Origin of the sequence: Kytococcus sedentarius DSM 20547 (assembly GCF_000023925.1) — a bacterium.
GTDB lineage: Bacteria > Actinomycetota > Actinomycetes > Actinomycetales > Dermatophilaceae > Kytococcus > Kytococcus sedentarius.
In genome coordinates this window covers 664,229-678,728 of the sequence record NC_013169.1, presented here as the reverse complement: position 1 = coordinate 678,728, position 14,500 = coordinate 664,229, and the positions used below count along the sequence as shown (strand labels likewise).

Sequence of the window (14,500 nt, the reverse complement as noted above, 5' to 3'; positions counted from 1 at the left end):
CAGGGGGTGCGTCCCGCTGCTGGGGGCGTCATCCCTCCACGGCGAGCGCGAGCGGCAGCACGCCCGGGGCCCCGGCGCGGCGCAGCGCCCGGCCCGCGACGGTGAGGCTCCACCGGGAGTCCACCAGGTCGTCGACCAGCAGCACCGGGCCGGACAGGCCCTGCAGCCGGCCGCCCAGCTCCGGTCCCACGGCCAACCGGTCCCAGACCCCGGCGAGGCGGAAGGCGCTGTTGCCCCCCGGCTCCCCGACCGGCCCGCCGTCCACCAGGTCCAGGGTCCCCAGCAGGGGCAGGCGCCCGATCGTGCTCAGCCGCTCGGCCAGCGAGCCCACCAACTGCGGGCGCCTGCGGGAGGGCATGGCCACCACTCCGACCGGCCGCTCGGCCCAGTCCCAGTCCGCCAGCAGGAGCACCACCGCGCGCACGAGGTCGTCCTCGGCGGGAGGGTCGGCCGCCAGCACCTGCCGCAGGCGCTGCCCCCACCCGAGGTCGCTCAGGCGTGCCAGGGCGCGTCCCGGCCGGAGCTGCTCCTCGGCGGGGATGCGCCCGGAGGCCTCGACACCGAGCCGGTTCATGCCGCTGGGCCACTGGGCCCGCGGCTCGATGACCACCCCGGTGCCCCCGAGCTGGCTCCGCGCGCCGTCGATGGCCTCCTGCGGCACGCCGGTGGGGAACCACGTCCCGGCGCAGGTGTCGCACCGCCCGCAGACGGCGGCCGTGGGGTCGTCGAGGGTCCGCTGCAGGAACTGCATGCGGCACCCGGCCCCCGCCTGGTACTCCTCCATCAGGGCCGCCTCGCGTTCCCGGGCCTCGGCCACACGGGCGTAGCGCTCGGCGTCGTAGGTCCACTGTTGGCCGGTGGCGGTCCACCCGCCGGGCACCTTCGTGACCGCGCCGTCCACGTCCAGCACCTTGAGCAGCAGCTCGAGCCGGGTGCGCCGGACGTCCACCAACGTCTCCAGGGCGGGGGTGGACAGTGGCTTGCCCGCCCCCGCCAGGGCGGTCAGCACCGCATCGGCCTGCTCCTGTCGCGGCATGGACACCGTGGCGAAGTAGCGCCAGATGTCCCGGTCCTCGCTGCCGGGCAGCAGCACCACGTCCGCGCGCTCGGTGGCACGGCCCGCGCGCCCCACCTGCTGGTAGTAGGCCACCGGGGAGCTGGGTGCGCCCAGGTGCACCACGAACCCGAGGTCCGGCTTGTCGAAGCCCATCCCCAACGCGGACGTGGCCACCAGAGCCTTCACCTGGTTGTCGCGCAGCGCGGTCTCCAGCCGCTCCCGCTCGTCGGTGTCCGTGCGGCCGGTGTAGGCGGCCACCCGGTGTCCCGCCGCCGACAGGGCTGCTGCCACGTCCTCGGCGGCGGAGACGGTCAGGCAGTACACGATGCCGGAGCCCGGCAGCTCGGACAGGTGCGCCGTCATCCAGCCGAGGCGCTGCTCGGGAGTGAGCGGCCGCCCCTCCGGTCCCAGCAGGACGCCCAGCCGCAGGGAGTCCCGGGCCAACCCGCCGCGGATCGTGCTCACCTCGTGACGACGACCGGACGGGCCGGCCGACAGCTGCTCCACGACGTCGTGCACCACGCGCTCGTTGGCCGTGGCCGTGGTGGCGAGCACCGGGGTGTCCTGGGGCAGCTCGGACAACAAGGTGCGGATGCGCCGGTAGTCGGGCCGGAAGTCGTGCCCCCAGTCGCTGATGCAGTGGGCCTCGTCGACCACGAGCAGACCGCACCGACGGGAGAGCTCGGGCAGCTGCTCGGCGCGGAACCGGGGGTTGTTGAGGCGTTCCGGGCTCACGAGCAGGACGTCCACCTCATCGGCGTCCAGGGCGGCGCGCACCTCGTCCCACTCGGTGGCGTTGGCGGAGTTCATGGTCACCGCCCGCACCCCGGCGCGGCCCGCGGCGGCGATCTGGTCGCGCATCAGGGCCAACAGGGGCGAGACGATGATGGTGGGGCCGGCGCCCTGCTCGCGCCGCAGCGCCGTGGCCACGAAGTACACCGCCGACTTGCCCCACCCGGTGCGTTGCACGACCAGCACGCGGGCGCGGTCGGAGACCAAGGACTCGACGGCCTCGAGCTGCCCGCCGCGGAACTCGACGTCCTCACGCCCCACCAGCCGGCGCAGGGCGCCCAGGGCACGGTCGGGGAGGTTCACGGCATCGGGGGTCGTCATGGGGACCACCCTCTCAATCGGCGCCGACAACCACCGCGCTCCGTCCACAGGCGGCACGACCACCGCAGCTAGACTTGCGCCCTGCGGCCCGGCACGACCCGGGGCGCCAGGGGCCTCTAGCTCAATTGGCAGAGCTGCGGACTTTTAATCCGTAGGTTGTGGGTTCGAGTCCCACGGGGCCCACCCCACGCACAAGGCTCGAACCCTTGCCAATGGAATCGTTGGCTCGGGTTCGGGCCTTGTCGCTGTCCTGAACCCAGTTGAGGGCGTTGGCGTTGACTTCGGGGTCGAGGAGCATCTCGAAGGGGCGGTTGTTCTCGACGCGAAGCTCGCCGTCTTCGTCGATGTAGACCTTGGTGAAGAAGGCTTGATTGCACAGGCGCCGGTTGGCGTCGTCGCAGCGCTGGTAGATGTCGGCGCAGTCGGCCAGCAGGTTCAATGCGTCATCAAGGTGGGCACGAGCGTCGGCGTAGTCGCCGTGGTGGGCGTCGATGCGCCGGTTGAGGCTGTCGAGTTCGCCGAGTATGCGGTCTTGTTCTCGTTTGAGCACCGGCAGCGGCACGGCGTCGGCGTAGTGGGCTTGCATGAGCCGGTCTTGTTCGTGTTCGAGACGGTCGCGGTGCTTGGTCAGGCGTTCGAGTTCGTCGGTCTCGGCGGCCATGAGCCGGTCGAACTCGTGGTGGAGCATCCCGGACAGAGCGTCGCGCTGAGCGGGGCTGATCTGCACGCGGGCGTAGTAGTCCTCGATGAGCCTCTCGACGTCCTCGATCAAGATCGCCCCTCGCGTGCAGGCGGTGCGCTTGGAGTGCCGTCCGGAGCACACGAAGTAGCAGTAGACGTTGCCGTGGCGATTCTTGGCGTTGGACACGATCAGGCGGGATCCGCACTGGCCGCAGTAGACGGTGCCTTTGAGGTAGTGGTCATGGACCTGGGTAGCCTCGGCAGCACTCTTGTGGGCAGTGAGGACGGACTGGACCTGGTACCAGGCCTCAGGCGGGACGAGCACGGGGTGGGTGCCCTTGTAGCGGGTGCCGCGGTAGACGACATCGCCTTTGTAGTAGGGGTTGGTGAGCAGTCGATGCACGGAGGAGACCGCGAGCGGCTTCGGTGGCCGCTTCGGGGTGGGGACACTGACCAGGCCACGGGAAGTGAGTTCGTCGTGAAGCTGGCTGACGGTCCAGTTCCCCGAGGCGTAGGCCTTGAATGCCCACTCGATCAGGGGTGCGCGTTCGGGGTCGAGTTCGACGGTGCGGACCTCGCGGCCCTGGTCGTCGCGGAGGCGGACGTTGAGGTAGCCGATTGGGGCTTTGCCAAGGGTGCCACCGCCGATTGCTTTCTGTGTCATACCTTTGGTGACCTCGGTGGCGAGGTTGCGGGAGTAGAACTCCGCGATGGTCGACATGATGCCGTGCAGCAGCATGCCGGAGGGAGTCTCGTCGATGTTCTCGGTGGCCGAGACCAACATGACCCCAGCCTGTTGGAGGGCAAGGTGGATGGTCACGTCGTCGGCGCGGTTGCGGGCGAGCCGGTCGACTTTGTGGACGATACAGTAGGCGACCTTGTTGGCCTTGACGTATTGGATCATTCGCATCAGGTCGGGCCGGTCGGCGGACTTCGCTGAGGCTCCGGCGTCGACGAACTCCTCGATGATGGTTGCACCGAGCTGGTCGGCCTTGCGACGCACGGCCTCGCGTTGGGCGGGAATGGAGAAGCCTTCGTCGGTGCCGCCCTTGGACGCCTGTTCGCGGGTGGAGACCCGCAGATAGGAGATGGCAGCTGTGCTGGTTGGCGGGTCGACCAGGCTGGCGGCCGGATCAGCAGCAGGAGTTCTGGTGGTCATCGGGTCTTTGCCTCTCACGCGATTCGTCCCTCGCGCCCCAGATGCCTGGGAGGAGATGTTGGTCGTGAGAGCAGCCATAGGTGTGGCTGTAGGACGAGACCCGGCCGGGGTCACGGTGCGTGTTGCCCGCCAGTGGCGGGGTTTAGGACCACAACACCCCGCGTTCGCGAGGCTTTGCTTGTTTCATTCTACCAACGGTCCTGCGACACTCGCTGGTGCGTCGATTGATGCGGTCGGGTCACGGTAGGTCTCCGGCGGTTTGGCGGCGCTGCGGTCGGCGCGGCTGCGGCCGGTCTCCTGCAAGGTCAGACGGATCAGCACCTCGGCGAGCTTGTGCAGGTCGGCTTGGTCGCGGTGGACCGCGCGCACCGAGAACGACCGGTCCTCGTACCGGCGCCGGTAGGTCTTCTTCACATAGCCGCCCATCAGTCCCGCACCTCCCCGGTCACTGGGTCGACATCGATATCGAGATCGTCGTCGAGGCTGGCGTAAAACTCGTCCTCGGCCTCCTGACGTTTGCGGACCTGAGCTTGAACGAACTGCACGAACTCGGCGTCACGGTCGGCGATCGCCACATCCTCCACCGGCGGTGCCGGGTCTTCGCCGGGCCAGGTGGTCTGCCGGGTGGGACGGTCACGATCGAGCCGAGTGCCCGATGCGGCCACCCAGTCCCGGAGGCGGGCGCGGGCGTCGGCGAAGTCGCGGTGCCAGCCGATCGCCGCGGAGGCGTTCTGCTCGGGGTCGTAGGCGCCCAGCCAGTGCAGGTGCAGTGCGGAGAGTTCCCAGAGCAGTTCGGGGTGGTGGTGCCAGAACGGCGGCACCACGCTGGCCGGGAGTCCGTAGGTGTGACGTAGCCAGTCCACCCACCGGTTCAACGCGAGCCATTCCTGTTCCAGATCATGCGCTGACAACAGGTTCCAGTTCACCGGGTGCGGTGTCTCGGGCACATCGGCGTCGCTGACGTGTGGCGGCCCGTGGAACACATCCGGTTCATCCAGCCCCGGTCCCTCACCGCCGATCGGGCTGGGTTCAGGCGTGAGGTCGGTCATGATGATCGGCTCCTGGCGTTCACAGGCCGATGGCCGTCGACTGTGGTGCCTGGGTGGGCCGGGCCGGCGGCTCGAATCCTGGAGCTTCGCGTTCTGCGGCCCGGCGTGGGGTGCGATCGACCTCGTAGCGGGTACGGGCGGCGTCGTGACCGATCTTCTTGGCTACGAACTCTTCGCTCTCGACCGCCTGGCCGCCTCGTTCGTAGTTGACCTCGCGGGTGTAGCCCTCGGCGATGAAGTTGTCGCCCTTCACGAACCGGGCGTGCGCGTGCTCAGCGGAACGACCGAACATCACCAGATGGTGATAGGTCGTCTCGGTCTGGGTGAACGACCCATCGTCCTCGCGACGGAAGTGCTCCTTGCCGACACGGGCGTAGAACCGAGGATCACCCTTCGAGGTCTGGCTGAGCTGCGGGTCCGAGGCGATGAACCCCGAGAACGACTCCTGGGTGCGGATAGCCATCAGACTGTCCTCCTGACACTCACGCGACCCCGCTGGTCGGAGCCGCTGATGTCAGGCAGGTGCGCAGGCCACACCTACGCGCGCCCCGCTCAGGAGCCGGGTCCGCGCAGCAGTGCCTCCACCTCGGCCCGGTCGGTCTTCAACTGAGCCGCGTCGGGTCGGGAGGGCCAGGCACGCAGGTCGGTGACGATCGGCGGCGCGGCCCGCAGCAGGGTGACGCCGGTGCCGAACGGCAGCGTCCTGATCCGGTCCGGCGGAAGGATCGGGACGCGGCGGACGGAGCGTTGGTTGGAACGGGTGCCGTGGTCGCCGAGGGTCACGCTGTCGGTGTATTCGTCGCGTTCGCCGATGAGGGTAGAGAGGTCTTGGAGGTCGCGGGAGTTGGAGGCGCCGCCGAGGATGATCTTGACGATGCTGGCGTCCCAGATCGCGCCGGCGGCATTGTCGTTCCACTTGTCCCGTGCCTGGGCGAGGGACTGGAGGACGGGCAGGGTGGTGATGCCGGTGCCCCCGCCTTCGGCCATCAAGGTGGGAAGGCTGGGCAGGGGTGCGAGGTTGCCGATCTCGTCCAGGGCAAGTAATAGGGGTGGGTCGAGGCGGGCGCCGGGTGAGCGGGCAGCAATCCTGCGGGCGGTTTCGATGAGATCCTCGACGAACGCCGCTACCAGGGCGGCGGATGCGCCGGCGCCGGCGCCGGTAGCGAGGAGGTAGAGGGTGCCGCAGTCGCGGATGAAGGTCTCGGGGTCGAAGCCCTCACCGGACCCGGGTGAGACGGCGTCCAGGACGCGTGGGTCGGCCAGGGCGCCGAGGGCGAGGGCGACGCCTTGCCAGATCGAATCCCTGGTTTTGGGGTCGGCGTCGATCATCGCTCCGAGGGAGTCCGCCCACCCCGTGGCTGCATGGGTGTTGTTGGTGAGGATTGCGACGGCTTCGGCGGCGGCGGAGGGGTCGAGGGTCCACCGGAACAGCTGGGCCGGTGGGCGGTGGTCGAGGGCGGCGGCGTGCAGGAGGGATTGGAGGGCGGTGCGGGTCTTGCCTTCCCAGAAGCCGCCGGATTCGACCCCTCCGGCGGACAGGCCGGTGGCGGCGGACAGGCCGGTGGCGCGGATCATGGCCGTGAGCGGGTCCTCGCAGCCGCGGATGGGTGACCAGCGCATCCCGGCCGGGATACCGCCGGCGAGGTGTTGGGGGTCGAACACCGCGACCGGTCGGCCGCCACGTTGTCGGGCGCGGAGGGTGGCGGTGAGGTTGTCCGGCCGCGTGCTGGTGGTGACGACGGCGCCGGGCGCGTCGAGGATCGCGGGGATCACGATGTGCAGGCCCTTGCCGGAACGCGGGGGGCCGATGAGCAGGATCGAGTCCTCCACCGACGCCCACACGTCGCGTCCCTTGGACGCGCCGATCCGATACCCGACATCACCGGGTGCGGGTTTATCGAGGGACGGGCGCAGTGTCCCGGCCCGACGGAGCAGCGCCTTCGCCGAGGCGCTCTGGGTCACCTCATGGGCCGTGGCGGTGCCCGCGAGGCGCCGCGGGTCGGTCTCGACCCGGCGGGAATGGTGGCGCAGCCGCATCCACGCCCACGCCCCGGCCGTGACGAGCCCGGCAAGCATCGCCGCGGTGATGATCCAGTACACGGTCGGGTTGAGCCCGTCGGCGTCGAGCGCGCCCGCGGGGTCGCTGGGATTGAACAGCACTCCGAGCCCGGCGGCGGGACCGGCGGCGGGGTGGGGCGTGCCGGTGAGAAACGCGGCGACGGAGCCGGAGGCGCGGAGGATGAGCGCGATCCCGAACATCCCCACCAAGGCGATGAGGGCGGCGTTGGTCAGCTCGTCACCGAACGACCCGGTCTGCCGCCCGGGCGGGGTGCTCACGGCAGTCGCCGCACGTGGGTCGTGCCGGAGATGCGGCCGAACAGCATCACCTCGCCGCCGCCATCGGGCAGCAGCGATCGAAGACGCTTCCAGTCCAGGAGTGTGCGGGCGTGGCCGGTGTTGGTGGCATCGGTGTGGGAGACGATGATTGCGGCGGCGACGTCCTCACCGGGCACGAACCCCTCGCCGGTCACTTCGACCAGGTCCGGCCGGCGTTTACGGCGGCTCCTGACCGGTGTGGCCCGTTCGTCCTCAGCCTCACGCTCGGTCTCCGCCTCGGTCTCTGACGGTTCGGGCCTGGTGCGGCGACGGGCGCGGATGACGTCGGTGAACACGGTTCCGTCGCTCTCGTGCACCTCGATGCGCACCGTGATCGTCCGGTCCTGGGTCAGCACATCCAGCAGGGGCCCGAAGGTGGCCCGCGTCCACGTTTCGCCCTCTGGTGGTGGGACGTTGTTGCCGTCGATGGTGACGTCCAGGGCGCCGGTCTCGGTGACGGTAATGACTGCGTGTGGCAGCACGACCGGCGTGTCCTCTGGTTCCAGCCGAGTGCGGCGTGGGTGTTTGCGGGTCATCACTTCACCCCCGAGGTCAGCCGGGAGCTGGTGTCGAACAGTGCCAGCTCGGCGGGATGGAGCTGGTGCTGGGTGACGAACGCACGGTCCTTGATCCGCCACAGCCCCTGCCCAACGCCCAACGATGGGAGGAGCTTCTGCTCGGTGCCGGTCAACCCGAGTGCTTGGGCGGTGGGGCCGAGCTGGTCAGATTCCTGCCGGTAGACGATCCGGGTCTCGGCATTGGCCAGCAGGCTGTTCGCGAGGGAGCGCATGGCGGAGCCGGCGTCGCCGACGTTGTCCAGGTCGGAGAGTTTGTGGAAGATCAGCATGTTCGCGATCCCGTAATGCCGGGCGAGGCGCCAGTGGGCGTCCATCCGTTTCAACAAGGCGGGGTGGGACATCAGCCGCCATGCTTCGTCGTAGATCACCCACCGCTGCCCACCGTTGGGGTCCAGCAGTGCGGACTCCATCCACGCCGACGAGCACGTCATCAGCACCGAAATCAGTGTGGAGTTCTCGGTGACGCGGGACAGGTCGAGGCTGATCATCGGCAGCGAGGGGTCGAACTGCACCGTGCTGGGGCCGTCGAACAGGCCGGCGAGGTCACCGGCGACCAGGCGGCGAAGGGCATGGCCGACGAGCCGTCCGTCCTCGGCCAACCTGCCGTCGGCGGTCTCGTCTGGTGTGAGGATGCGGTCGACGACCATCGGCAGGATCGGCACGGTGTTTTCTGCGACGACTGCGGTGAGGGCGAGGTCGATCGCGGTGTGCTCCAAGGGCGTCAATCCGCGGGCCAGGACGGTCTCGGCGAGAGCGCCGATGAGGTCGCGGCGGCGGGCGGCGACCGTGATGGCCCACTCCTGATCCGACAGCCCGGTGGGCCGGTGGCCTTCATCAAGGGGGTTGAGTCTCGTGTTCAGGCCGTGGCCGAGGACGATTGCCTTCCCGCCGACTGCGTTGGCGACGGGGGTGTGTTCGCCTTTCGGGTCGCCGGGGACGTAGACGCGGCGTCCGAACGGCAGCGACCGTGTGTAGAGGGACTTCGCCAGTGAGGACTTGCCCGAGCCCACGATGCCGGCGAGGACGACGTTGGGGGCGGTGATGATCCCGCGGGCGTAGAGGACCCAGGGGTCGTAGACGAAGGAGCCGCCGGAGTAGAGGTCTTGGCCGACGAAGACGCCGTCGGCGCCGAGGCCGCCTTCGGCGACGAACGGGTAGGCACCGGCGAGGGTCGCGGACGTGTCCTGGTGGCGCGGGAGCCGGAACCTGCCGGGTGTGCGCAGCGCGGCTGCACCGGATTCACCAGCGGCAGGCAGGTACGTAGTTGCGCGTCGTTCGGCGCGCTCCGCGTCGGCCTTCGCCCTGGCCGCGGCCTGCTCGGTCCGGTGCTGCTCGGCCCGCAGTGCTGCGGCAGCCTGCCGGCGTTGTGTGCGCAGGCGGCGACGCTCCGCGGCCGGAGCGACGAGGACGGATGCGTGCAGCCGCTCGCTCTCCCGCGCGCTCACAGCGACAGCCCCCGCCCAATCGACCCGGAGGACCGGGCCGGCCCGGCGAACCAATCCCGGTCCAAGCCTGCGGATGCCTGCTGCGTCTGCGCGGAGGCTGGTGTCACCGCGGTCCGCGGCGTGCTCGCATCGAGCGGTCCGACGCCGCTGATGGCCTCACGCGCGAGCACCACGTCTGTCTCATCCAGGTCCGGGTCGGACATGGCGGCGGGGTGCGCACGCAGCAGGCTGACGTGCCCCATGAACGGGTTGTAGGTGAGGGTGTAGTCCCCGTCGGTGATCACCCGGTCGAGCTGCCCGGTGGGTGGTTCGTCGTAGACGTACCCGTTCTCCAGGGCCGCGTCGGTGGTCTCCTCCCCGCAGTCCCAGTTCCTCAAGTGCTCGATGGCCGCGTCCGGGCCGTCGCGGTCGATGAGGTCGAGCACCTCGTCGGCCTCGGCGCCTTGGAGGAAGACGACGCTGATCCACCGCCGCGGTTCGTCCGGTGACACGGCCTCCCGGTCGAGTTCCTGGGTTGGGGCGTGCCAGGCGATGCGTCCCGAGTGGGTCATCGCGGCATTGCCGCGCTCCTCGACGCCATCGAGGAGCGTTCCGGCGTGGTGCAGGTCGTCTGCCGCGGCGAGGGCTTCGGCGGCCCCGATCGCGTGGTCACCGTCATCGTCGTGAGCGCGGCCGCGATGTACCAGGTGCGCGGAGCCGAGCTGGTCGAGCACCTGCCGCAGTGACCGGACGCCCGAGAGGAGGTCACCGAGCACGCTGTAGGTGTCGGCGGGGTTGTCGAACACGCGGCTGGCGTGCGCGAGCCCGCGCAGCGCCTCGGATGCTTCGGCAGCATCCTGGAGTGAGTCGTAGTAGGTGGGCATGAGCGGCCTCCTGTGACAAGCGCGAAAGCCCCGGTTATCCGGGGTCGACTCTCAGGTGCACGCGCGCCCCCACAGCGCAACGGGCGGGGTGTGGTGGGTGTCAGATGCGGCGGCAGAGCGGCAGTGCGGCTGCGGTGAAGGCGGCGGCCTGCTGTCCCACGAGCAGTCGGGTTTCGCAGGAGGCTTGGATCGCGGCCTGCTCGATCGCGGCCACGCCGGCGTCCAGTTCCTCGACGGTGGGTGCGGAGATGCTGATGAGGCCGGTGAACCGCAGCACTCCGTGGCCGGCGGTCAGGTCGGCTTCCTGCTGGAGCACGTCGTGGTACTCGGCGGTCTGGGTGGCGTCTTCGATCTGCCCGATCTTCGCCCGCTGGGCTTGGTCGGAGATGTGCTCGACCTTCTTCTTGCGGATGTCACGGGCGGCCTGGTCCGAACGCATCGGGGTGCACAGCAGCGAGAAGCTGCGTTGGATGCCGGTGGATAGCAGCACCGGCGACAGGAAGCCGGGGTAGACCATCGAGCGCGGCCACTCGCTGATCCACAGCACCGCGTGGTGGGCGGAGTCGGTGCGCAACCGGGACCAGGACTCGTTGACGGCCACGGGACCGGCGGTGGCCAGGTGCTGGCCGAGTTCGCCGTGGCGTTCCAGGGTGGCGGCGATGGCCGGGTCGTACGCGCTGCGCAGGATTACCGCGATCTGTCCCGGGCTTAGCCAGCCGGACGGCTTCAGGTCGGCGGAGCGTAGTGCTGCGACCAGGGTGGACATCTCCTGGCGCAGGACGGCGGCGGCCCCGCGGATGCCGCCACCGGCGGTCCTGATCTGCCGCGCGGCGGTCTTCATATCCAGCGACAGGGACAAGGTGGTGGCGTGGCGTTCCCCGGCCGGCCCGGCCCGCTCGATGAGTTCTGCGTACGTGGTCGCGGCCCAGGTGTCGTCGGCGGTGCCGTGGGAGGCCCACCATTCGGCCAGGCCGGTGCCGGAGTCCGGCAGCGTCCGCTCCAGGACCTGGAGGGTGGCGATCCGCCCGGAGCGGCACACCGTGGCCAGGACGCGGCCCCAGGAGGTGATGCGGCGTTCCTGCTCGCCGGGGTCCAGGAGCACGAACGCGGGATGCGTCACTTTGCAGACCACGGTGAGCGTCGCGGCGTGGGGGTCGTGGATCATCCCGGCCCCGGTGTCGGGGTCGGTGTACTCGCGCAGGCGGGCCATGTCTCCGGGCAGCGCGAGCGTGCCGACCGGCCGCGGTGCCACGATGCGGCGCCGGTACAGGAGTTGGCCGGCGGTGCTGCGCCAGGCCCACCAGCACGCCACCGGCAGCCATTCCACGGCCGGACGCCCCGCCACGGGTATCCAGGTCAGGGCGGCGGCGAGTACCCAGACGGGGGCGGTGTAGGCCAGCAGGATGCCGCCGCCGGCATACAGGGCGCCGACGACGGCGAGGACGCCGGTGGCCAGGGTAATGAGCTGGGCCAGCGACAGTCCGAGGAGGATGCCGCGGCGGGTGAGGCGGGAGAACTTCACCGGCACCAGCTCCGTGGCGGACTCCTTCTGCTTTGAGGTCATGGCCGTTTCAGTCCTTTCCGGTCGGCTTCGGTGCCGGCGGCGGGGTCGGCTTCGGCGCCGGCGGCTCCGGTTGTGCCGGGCCGGGACCCGCAGTGGGGGTCTTCGGCTCGGTCGGAGGCGGAGCCTTCGTGGCCGGTGGGGACGACGTCGGGGACGCCGCCGGCGGGGGTGTCGCGGCGGTCTGCCCGGCGTTGTCGGCGGTGGTCTCGGCCTGGTTGCCGAGGGCCGTGCCGGCCTTCGGTCCGGCGGTCGCCGCGTCCTTGGCGACCTTCCCTGCGATCACCGCTGCCGCGGCCGGACCCGCCGCCGCAGCACCCGCACCGGCTCCCGCGCCAGCGCCCGTTCCACCGCCGGCTCCAGCACCGGCTCCGGCGGTCCCACCGGCGGTACTGGTGCCGCCAGCAGCGCCCGCACCGCTTCCGGATGCCTGCGGTGTAGAGGTCTTGGCCTGGGGCGGCGTCTTTCCACCGCCCCCAGCGCTCCCACCGCTGCCGCCGCCGCTCTCGTCACCGCCGCTGCTGTTGCCGCCGCCGAGGACCTTCTTCGGGCCGTCGCCGGCCGGCGTAGTCGGTGTGGGGACGGGCCGGTTGAGGGCCTGCTTGGCGTCTTGTTCGGAGCCGATCGCGTGGTACATGTCGAAGCCGATGAAGCTGATGAACTTGTAGGTCAGGTAGGGGGCGAACGCGGCCATCGCCATCAGCACGATCCCCGCCAACGGGTCACTGATCGAGGACAGGTCGGCATCGATCGGTGCCGAGACTTGGGTGATGGCAACGAGGAACATCACGACCAGGACGAGCTTGGAGCAGATCAGCGCGATGACGAACATCGCCCATTTGCCGATCCACCCCCTGCTGGCGTCCCAGGAAGCGCCGGAGAACGCCAGGGGCGCGAACACGATCGCCACCAGCAACAGTGCCTTGCGCACGAGCAGCGACAGCCACACGATCGTCGCCGCCGCGATCGCCAGGCCGGCGAGGAAGATCGTGATGATCGCCCCCACCCCGGGCGCGGCGATGTTGATCCCGACCAGGCCCGCGGCCAGCAGGGTGATCTTGTCGCCCATGGACTCGGTGGTCTCTCCGGCGGCCTGGATGATCCCGACACAGAGCTGGTCGACGATCTCCAGCAACAGGGCTGTCAGCGTGATCACCACGAACGAGCCGAGCACGGACTTCGCCAACCCGAGCGCGGCCCGGGACAGCGCGGTCGGGTCACGGCGGACCAGGCCGGTGAGCAGCTGGAGGCAGAAGAAGATCAGCATCACAAACACGGCGATACCGAACAGCAAGTTGTAGACCGCCACGTACTCATCCCGGGTGACGTCGACGAGGGTGGTGGTGTCGAACACGGACCACACGGCCTCGAACAGCCAGCCGGCGGCGGCGCCCATGGCTTGGGCGAGCCAGTCGAACGGTGCCGCCACCAGGGAGGCGGCGGCTTCGCCGGCGGTGTCGCACACGGCCGAGATGACGGGGATATCGCACACACCCACCGCAATCACTCCTTCAGGGGGTTGAGTCGGCGGGTGGGGTCAGACCTGCTGGCCGACGTCCCAGAAGAAGTTGATTAGCGTCACCGAGGCGCCGCAGATCACCGCGGCCCCGCAGCTGACGAGGACGCCGATCTTGCCGCGGCCGGCGAGGTGCGGGTTGGAGGAGTTGGCGCCGAATCCCCACACGATCGCGGAGATGATCAGCGCGAGGACAGACAGGATCAGGCCGATGGTCATGACCGCGCCGACGATGGTGCGCAGTTGGGCGATGCCGGGCAGGCCGTCATCGTTGGGAGTGATGTCGACATCCATCGGCAGCAGGGCCGGCAGAGCGGTGATGAGATCGAACACGGTGGGGTCTCCTGACGAGCGGAACCCGCCCTTGCGGGGCGGGGAACACGGATGGGTTCGCAGATCAGGTGCGCCACACGCCCCAGGGCCGTCGCCGCGGCAGTTCCACGCGTGCGGAGGGGTCAGAGTTGTTGGCCGAGGTCGATGAGCCAGTTCATCCACGCCACGCCGGCACCGGCCAGGATCGCGGTGCCGAGGGCGACGAGGACGCCGGTGCGTCCCCTGCCGGCTGCGCTGTAGTTGCCGTTCGCGGCAGCAATCGCCCAGATGATCGCGGAGACGATCAGCATCAGGACGGCGGTGATGAGCACGAACATCAGCAGCGCGCCGATGACCGCGCGCAGGTCGCCGATCCCGCCGATCCCGTCGAAGTCGGGGAAGACGTCCATGCCGCTCAGCTCCCAACCGGCGGAGGCAAGTATTCGAAGTGCTCGAAATCCATGTCTGTCAGGTGCACCGGACGCGCCGGAGCGCGCCGGGCGAGTCGCCGGTGGCTCGTGACGTTGAGCCGGTCCGACGGAGTATGGCGCGAAGCGGACGTCCGAACAGGTCGGTGGCGAGTAGGTCAATCAAGGGGGCTTCTGTGTGCTGGACGAACCGGCGCGAGACAGCCGAGCGGCTGGTGCTCGCTGCGTTCGCCTCGACTGCAGCGCCGACCCGTTCCAGCCCGACCGGGTAGCGACACGTGGGCAACCCGGTAGCGTGTTGTTCGTCGCTAACCGACCGCTGAGGAGGTCACCGATCGGGCCTTGATGCCGTGACGGTAGCT

At 69.9% G+C, this 14,500-nt stretch carries 12 protein-coding genes, 1 tRNA gene and 1 pseudogene; 1 reads left to right on the top strand and 13 read right to left on the bottom strand.

All coding sequences use genetic code 11. The annotated features are described in order from the left end of the window. Positions 1 to 28: 28 nt before the first annotated feature. Complete coding sequence (locus tag KSED_RS03305; RefSeq protein ID WP_012802160.1) at positions 29 to 2,170, bottom strand: RecQ family ATP-dependent DNA helicase; 2,142 nt, start codon at positions 2,168 to 2,170, stop codon at positions 29 to 31. Between the two features lie 110 nt (positions 2,171 to 2,280). Between KSED_RS03305 and KSED_RS03300 the strand changes: the two genes are divergently transcribed. Beyond that, positions 2,281 to 2,353: transfer RNA gene (locus tag KSED_RS03300), tRNA-Lys, on the top strand. Between the two features lie 613 nt (positions 2,354 to 2,966). Here the strand turns inward: KSED_RS03300 and KSED_RS14040 are convergent. The 12 genes and pseudogenes from KSED_RS14040 to KSED_RS03235 all read right to left on the bottom strand — a co-directional run. Continuing rightward, positions 2,967 to 4,010, bottom strand: a pseudogene (locus KSED_RS14040) (recombinase family protein); the annotation flags it as partial. Between the two features lie 183 nt (positions 4,011 to 4,193). Beyond that, entirely contained in the window at positions 4,194 to 4,436 is a 243-nt protein-coding gene (locus KSED_RS03285; protein WP_012802159.1) for a hypothetical protein, read from the bottom strand. Continuing rightward, positions 4,436 to 5,059: a hypothetical protein gene (locus KSED_RS03280; RefSeq protein WP_012802158.1), complete on the bottom strand. Its 624-nt coding sequence runs from the start codon at positions 5,057 to 5,059 to the stop codon at positions 4,436 to 4,438. The genes KSED_RS03285 and KSED_RS03280 overlap by 1 nt, the downstream gene beginning before the upstream one ends. Before the next feature lie 19 nt (positions 5,060 to 5,078). After that, entirely contained in the window at positions 5,079 to 5,522 is a 444-nt protein-coding gene (locus tag KSED_RS03275; protein WP_012802157.1) for a single-stranded DNA-binding protein, read from the bottom strand. A gap of 89 nt (positions 5,523 to 5,611) precedes the next feature. Next, positions 5,612 to 7,396: a type IV secretory system conjugative DNA transfer family protein gene (locus tag KSED_RS03270; RefSeq protein ID WP_012802156.1), complete on the bottom strand. Its 1,785-nt coding sequence runs from the start codon at positions 7,394 to 7,396 to the stop codon at positions 5,612 to 5,614. Further along, positions 7,393 to 7,971, bottom strand: a complete 579-nt coding sequence (locus KSED_RS03265; protein WP_041290842.1) for a hypothetical protein — start codon at positions 7,969 to 7,971, stop codon at positions 7,393 to 7,395. Before KSED_RS03265 ends, KSED_RS03270 begins: the two co-directional genes overlap by 4 nt. Beyond that, positions 7,971 to 9,458, bottom strand: a complete 1,488-nt coding sequence (locus tag KSED_RS03260) for a putative type IV secretion/conjugal transfer ATPase (protein WP_012802154.1) — start codon at positions 9,456 to 9,458, stop codon at positions 7,971 to 7,973. The genes KSED_RS03265 and KSED_RS03260 overlap by 1 nt, the downstream gene beginning before the upstream one ends. Then, positions 9,455 to 10,321 carry a hypothetical protein gene (locus KSED_RS03255; RefSeq protein WP_012802153.1) on the bottom strand — a complete coding sequence of 289 codons (867 nt, stop codon included), beginning with the start codon at positions 10,319 to 10,321 and terminating at the stop codon, positions 9,455 to 9,457. Before KSED_RS03255 ends, KSED_RS03260 begins: the two co-directional genes overlap by 4 nt. A gap of 100 nt (positions 10,322 to 10,421) precedes the next feature. Continuing rightward, positions 10,422 to 11,885: an SCO6880 family protein gene (locus KSED_RS03250; RefSeq protein WP_012802152.1), complete on the bottom strand. Its 1,464-nt coding sequence runs from the start codon at positions 11,883 to 11,885 to the stop codon at positions 10,422 to 10,424. Positions 11,886 to 11,892: 7 nt separating this feature from the next. Further along, positions 11,893 to 13,380 carry a hypothetical protein gene (locus KSED_RS03245; RefSeq protein WP_012802151.1) on the bottom strand — a complete coding sequence of 496 codons (1,488 nt, stop codon included), beginning with the start codon at positions 13,378 to 13,380 and terminating at the stop codon, positions 11,893 to 11,895. 39 nt (positions 13,381 to 13,419) lie between these two features. Continuing rightward, positions 13,420 to 13,731 carry a DUF6112 family protein gene (locus KSED_RS03240; RefSeq protein ID WP_012802150.1) on the bottom strand — a complete coding sequence of 104 codons (312 nt, stop codon included), beginning with the start codon at positions 13,729 to 13,731 and terminating at the stop codon, positions 13,420 to 13,422. A gap of 122 nt (positions 13,732 to 13,853) precedes the next feature. Continuing rightward, positions 13,854 to 14,120, bottom strand: coding sequence for a DUF6112 family protein (locus KSED_RS03235; RefSeq protein ID WP_012802149.1), 267 nt, complete (start codon positions 14,118 to 14,120; stop codon positions 13,854 to 13,856). Positions 14,121 to 14,500: the final 380 nt, after the last annotated feature.

What these genes read in the sequence shown, in the direction of transcription:
- KSED_RS03235 (WP_012802149.1), bottom strand. Translation starts at nt 14,120, where the DNA reads ATGGACGTCTTCCCCGACTTCGACGGGATCGGCGGGATCGGCGACCTG.
- KSED_RS03255 (WP_012802153.1), bottom strand. Translation starts at nt 10,321, where the DNA reads ATGCCCACCTACTACGACTCACTCCAGGATGCTGCCGAAGCATCCGAG.
- KSED_RS03265 (WP_041290842.1), bottom strand. Translation starts at nt 7,971, where the DNA reads ATGACCCGCAAACACCCACGCCGCACTCGGCTGGAACCAGAGGACACG.
- KSED_RS03250 (WP_012802152.1), bottom strand. Translation starts at nt 11,885, where the DNA reads ATGACCTCAAAGCAGAAGGAGTCCGCCACGGAGCTGGTGCCGGTGAAG.
- KSED_RS03275 (WP_012802157.1), bottom strand. Translation starts at nt 5,522, where the DNA reads ATGGCTATCCGCACCCAGGAGTCGTTCTCGGGGTTCATCGCCTCGGAC.
- KSED_RS03305 (WP_012802160.1), bottom strand. Translation starts at nt 2,170, where the DNA reads ATGACGACCCCCGATGCCGTGAACCTCCCCGACCGTGCCCTGGGCGCC.
- KSED_RS03285 (WP_012802159.1), bottom strand. Translation starts at nt 4,436, where the DNA reads ATGGGCGGCTATGTGAAGAAGACCTACCGGCGCCGGTACGAGGACCGG.
- KSED_RS03280 (WP_012802158.1), bottom strand. Translation starts at nt 5,059, where the DNA reads ATGACCGACCTCACGCCTGAACCCAGCCCGATCGGCGGTGAGGGACCG.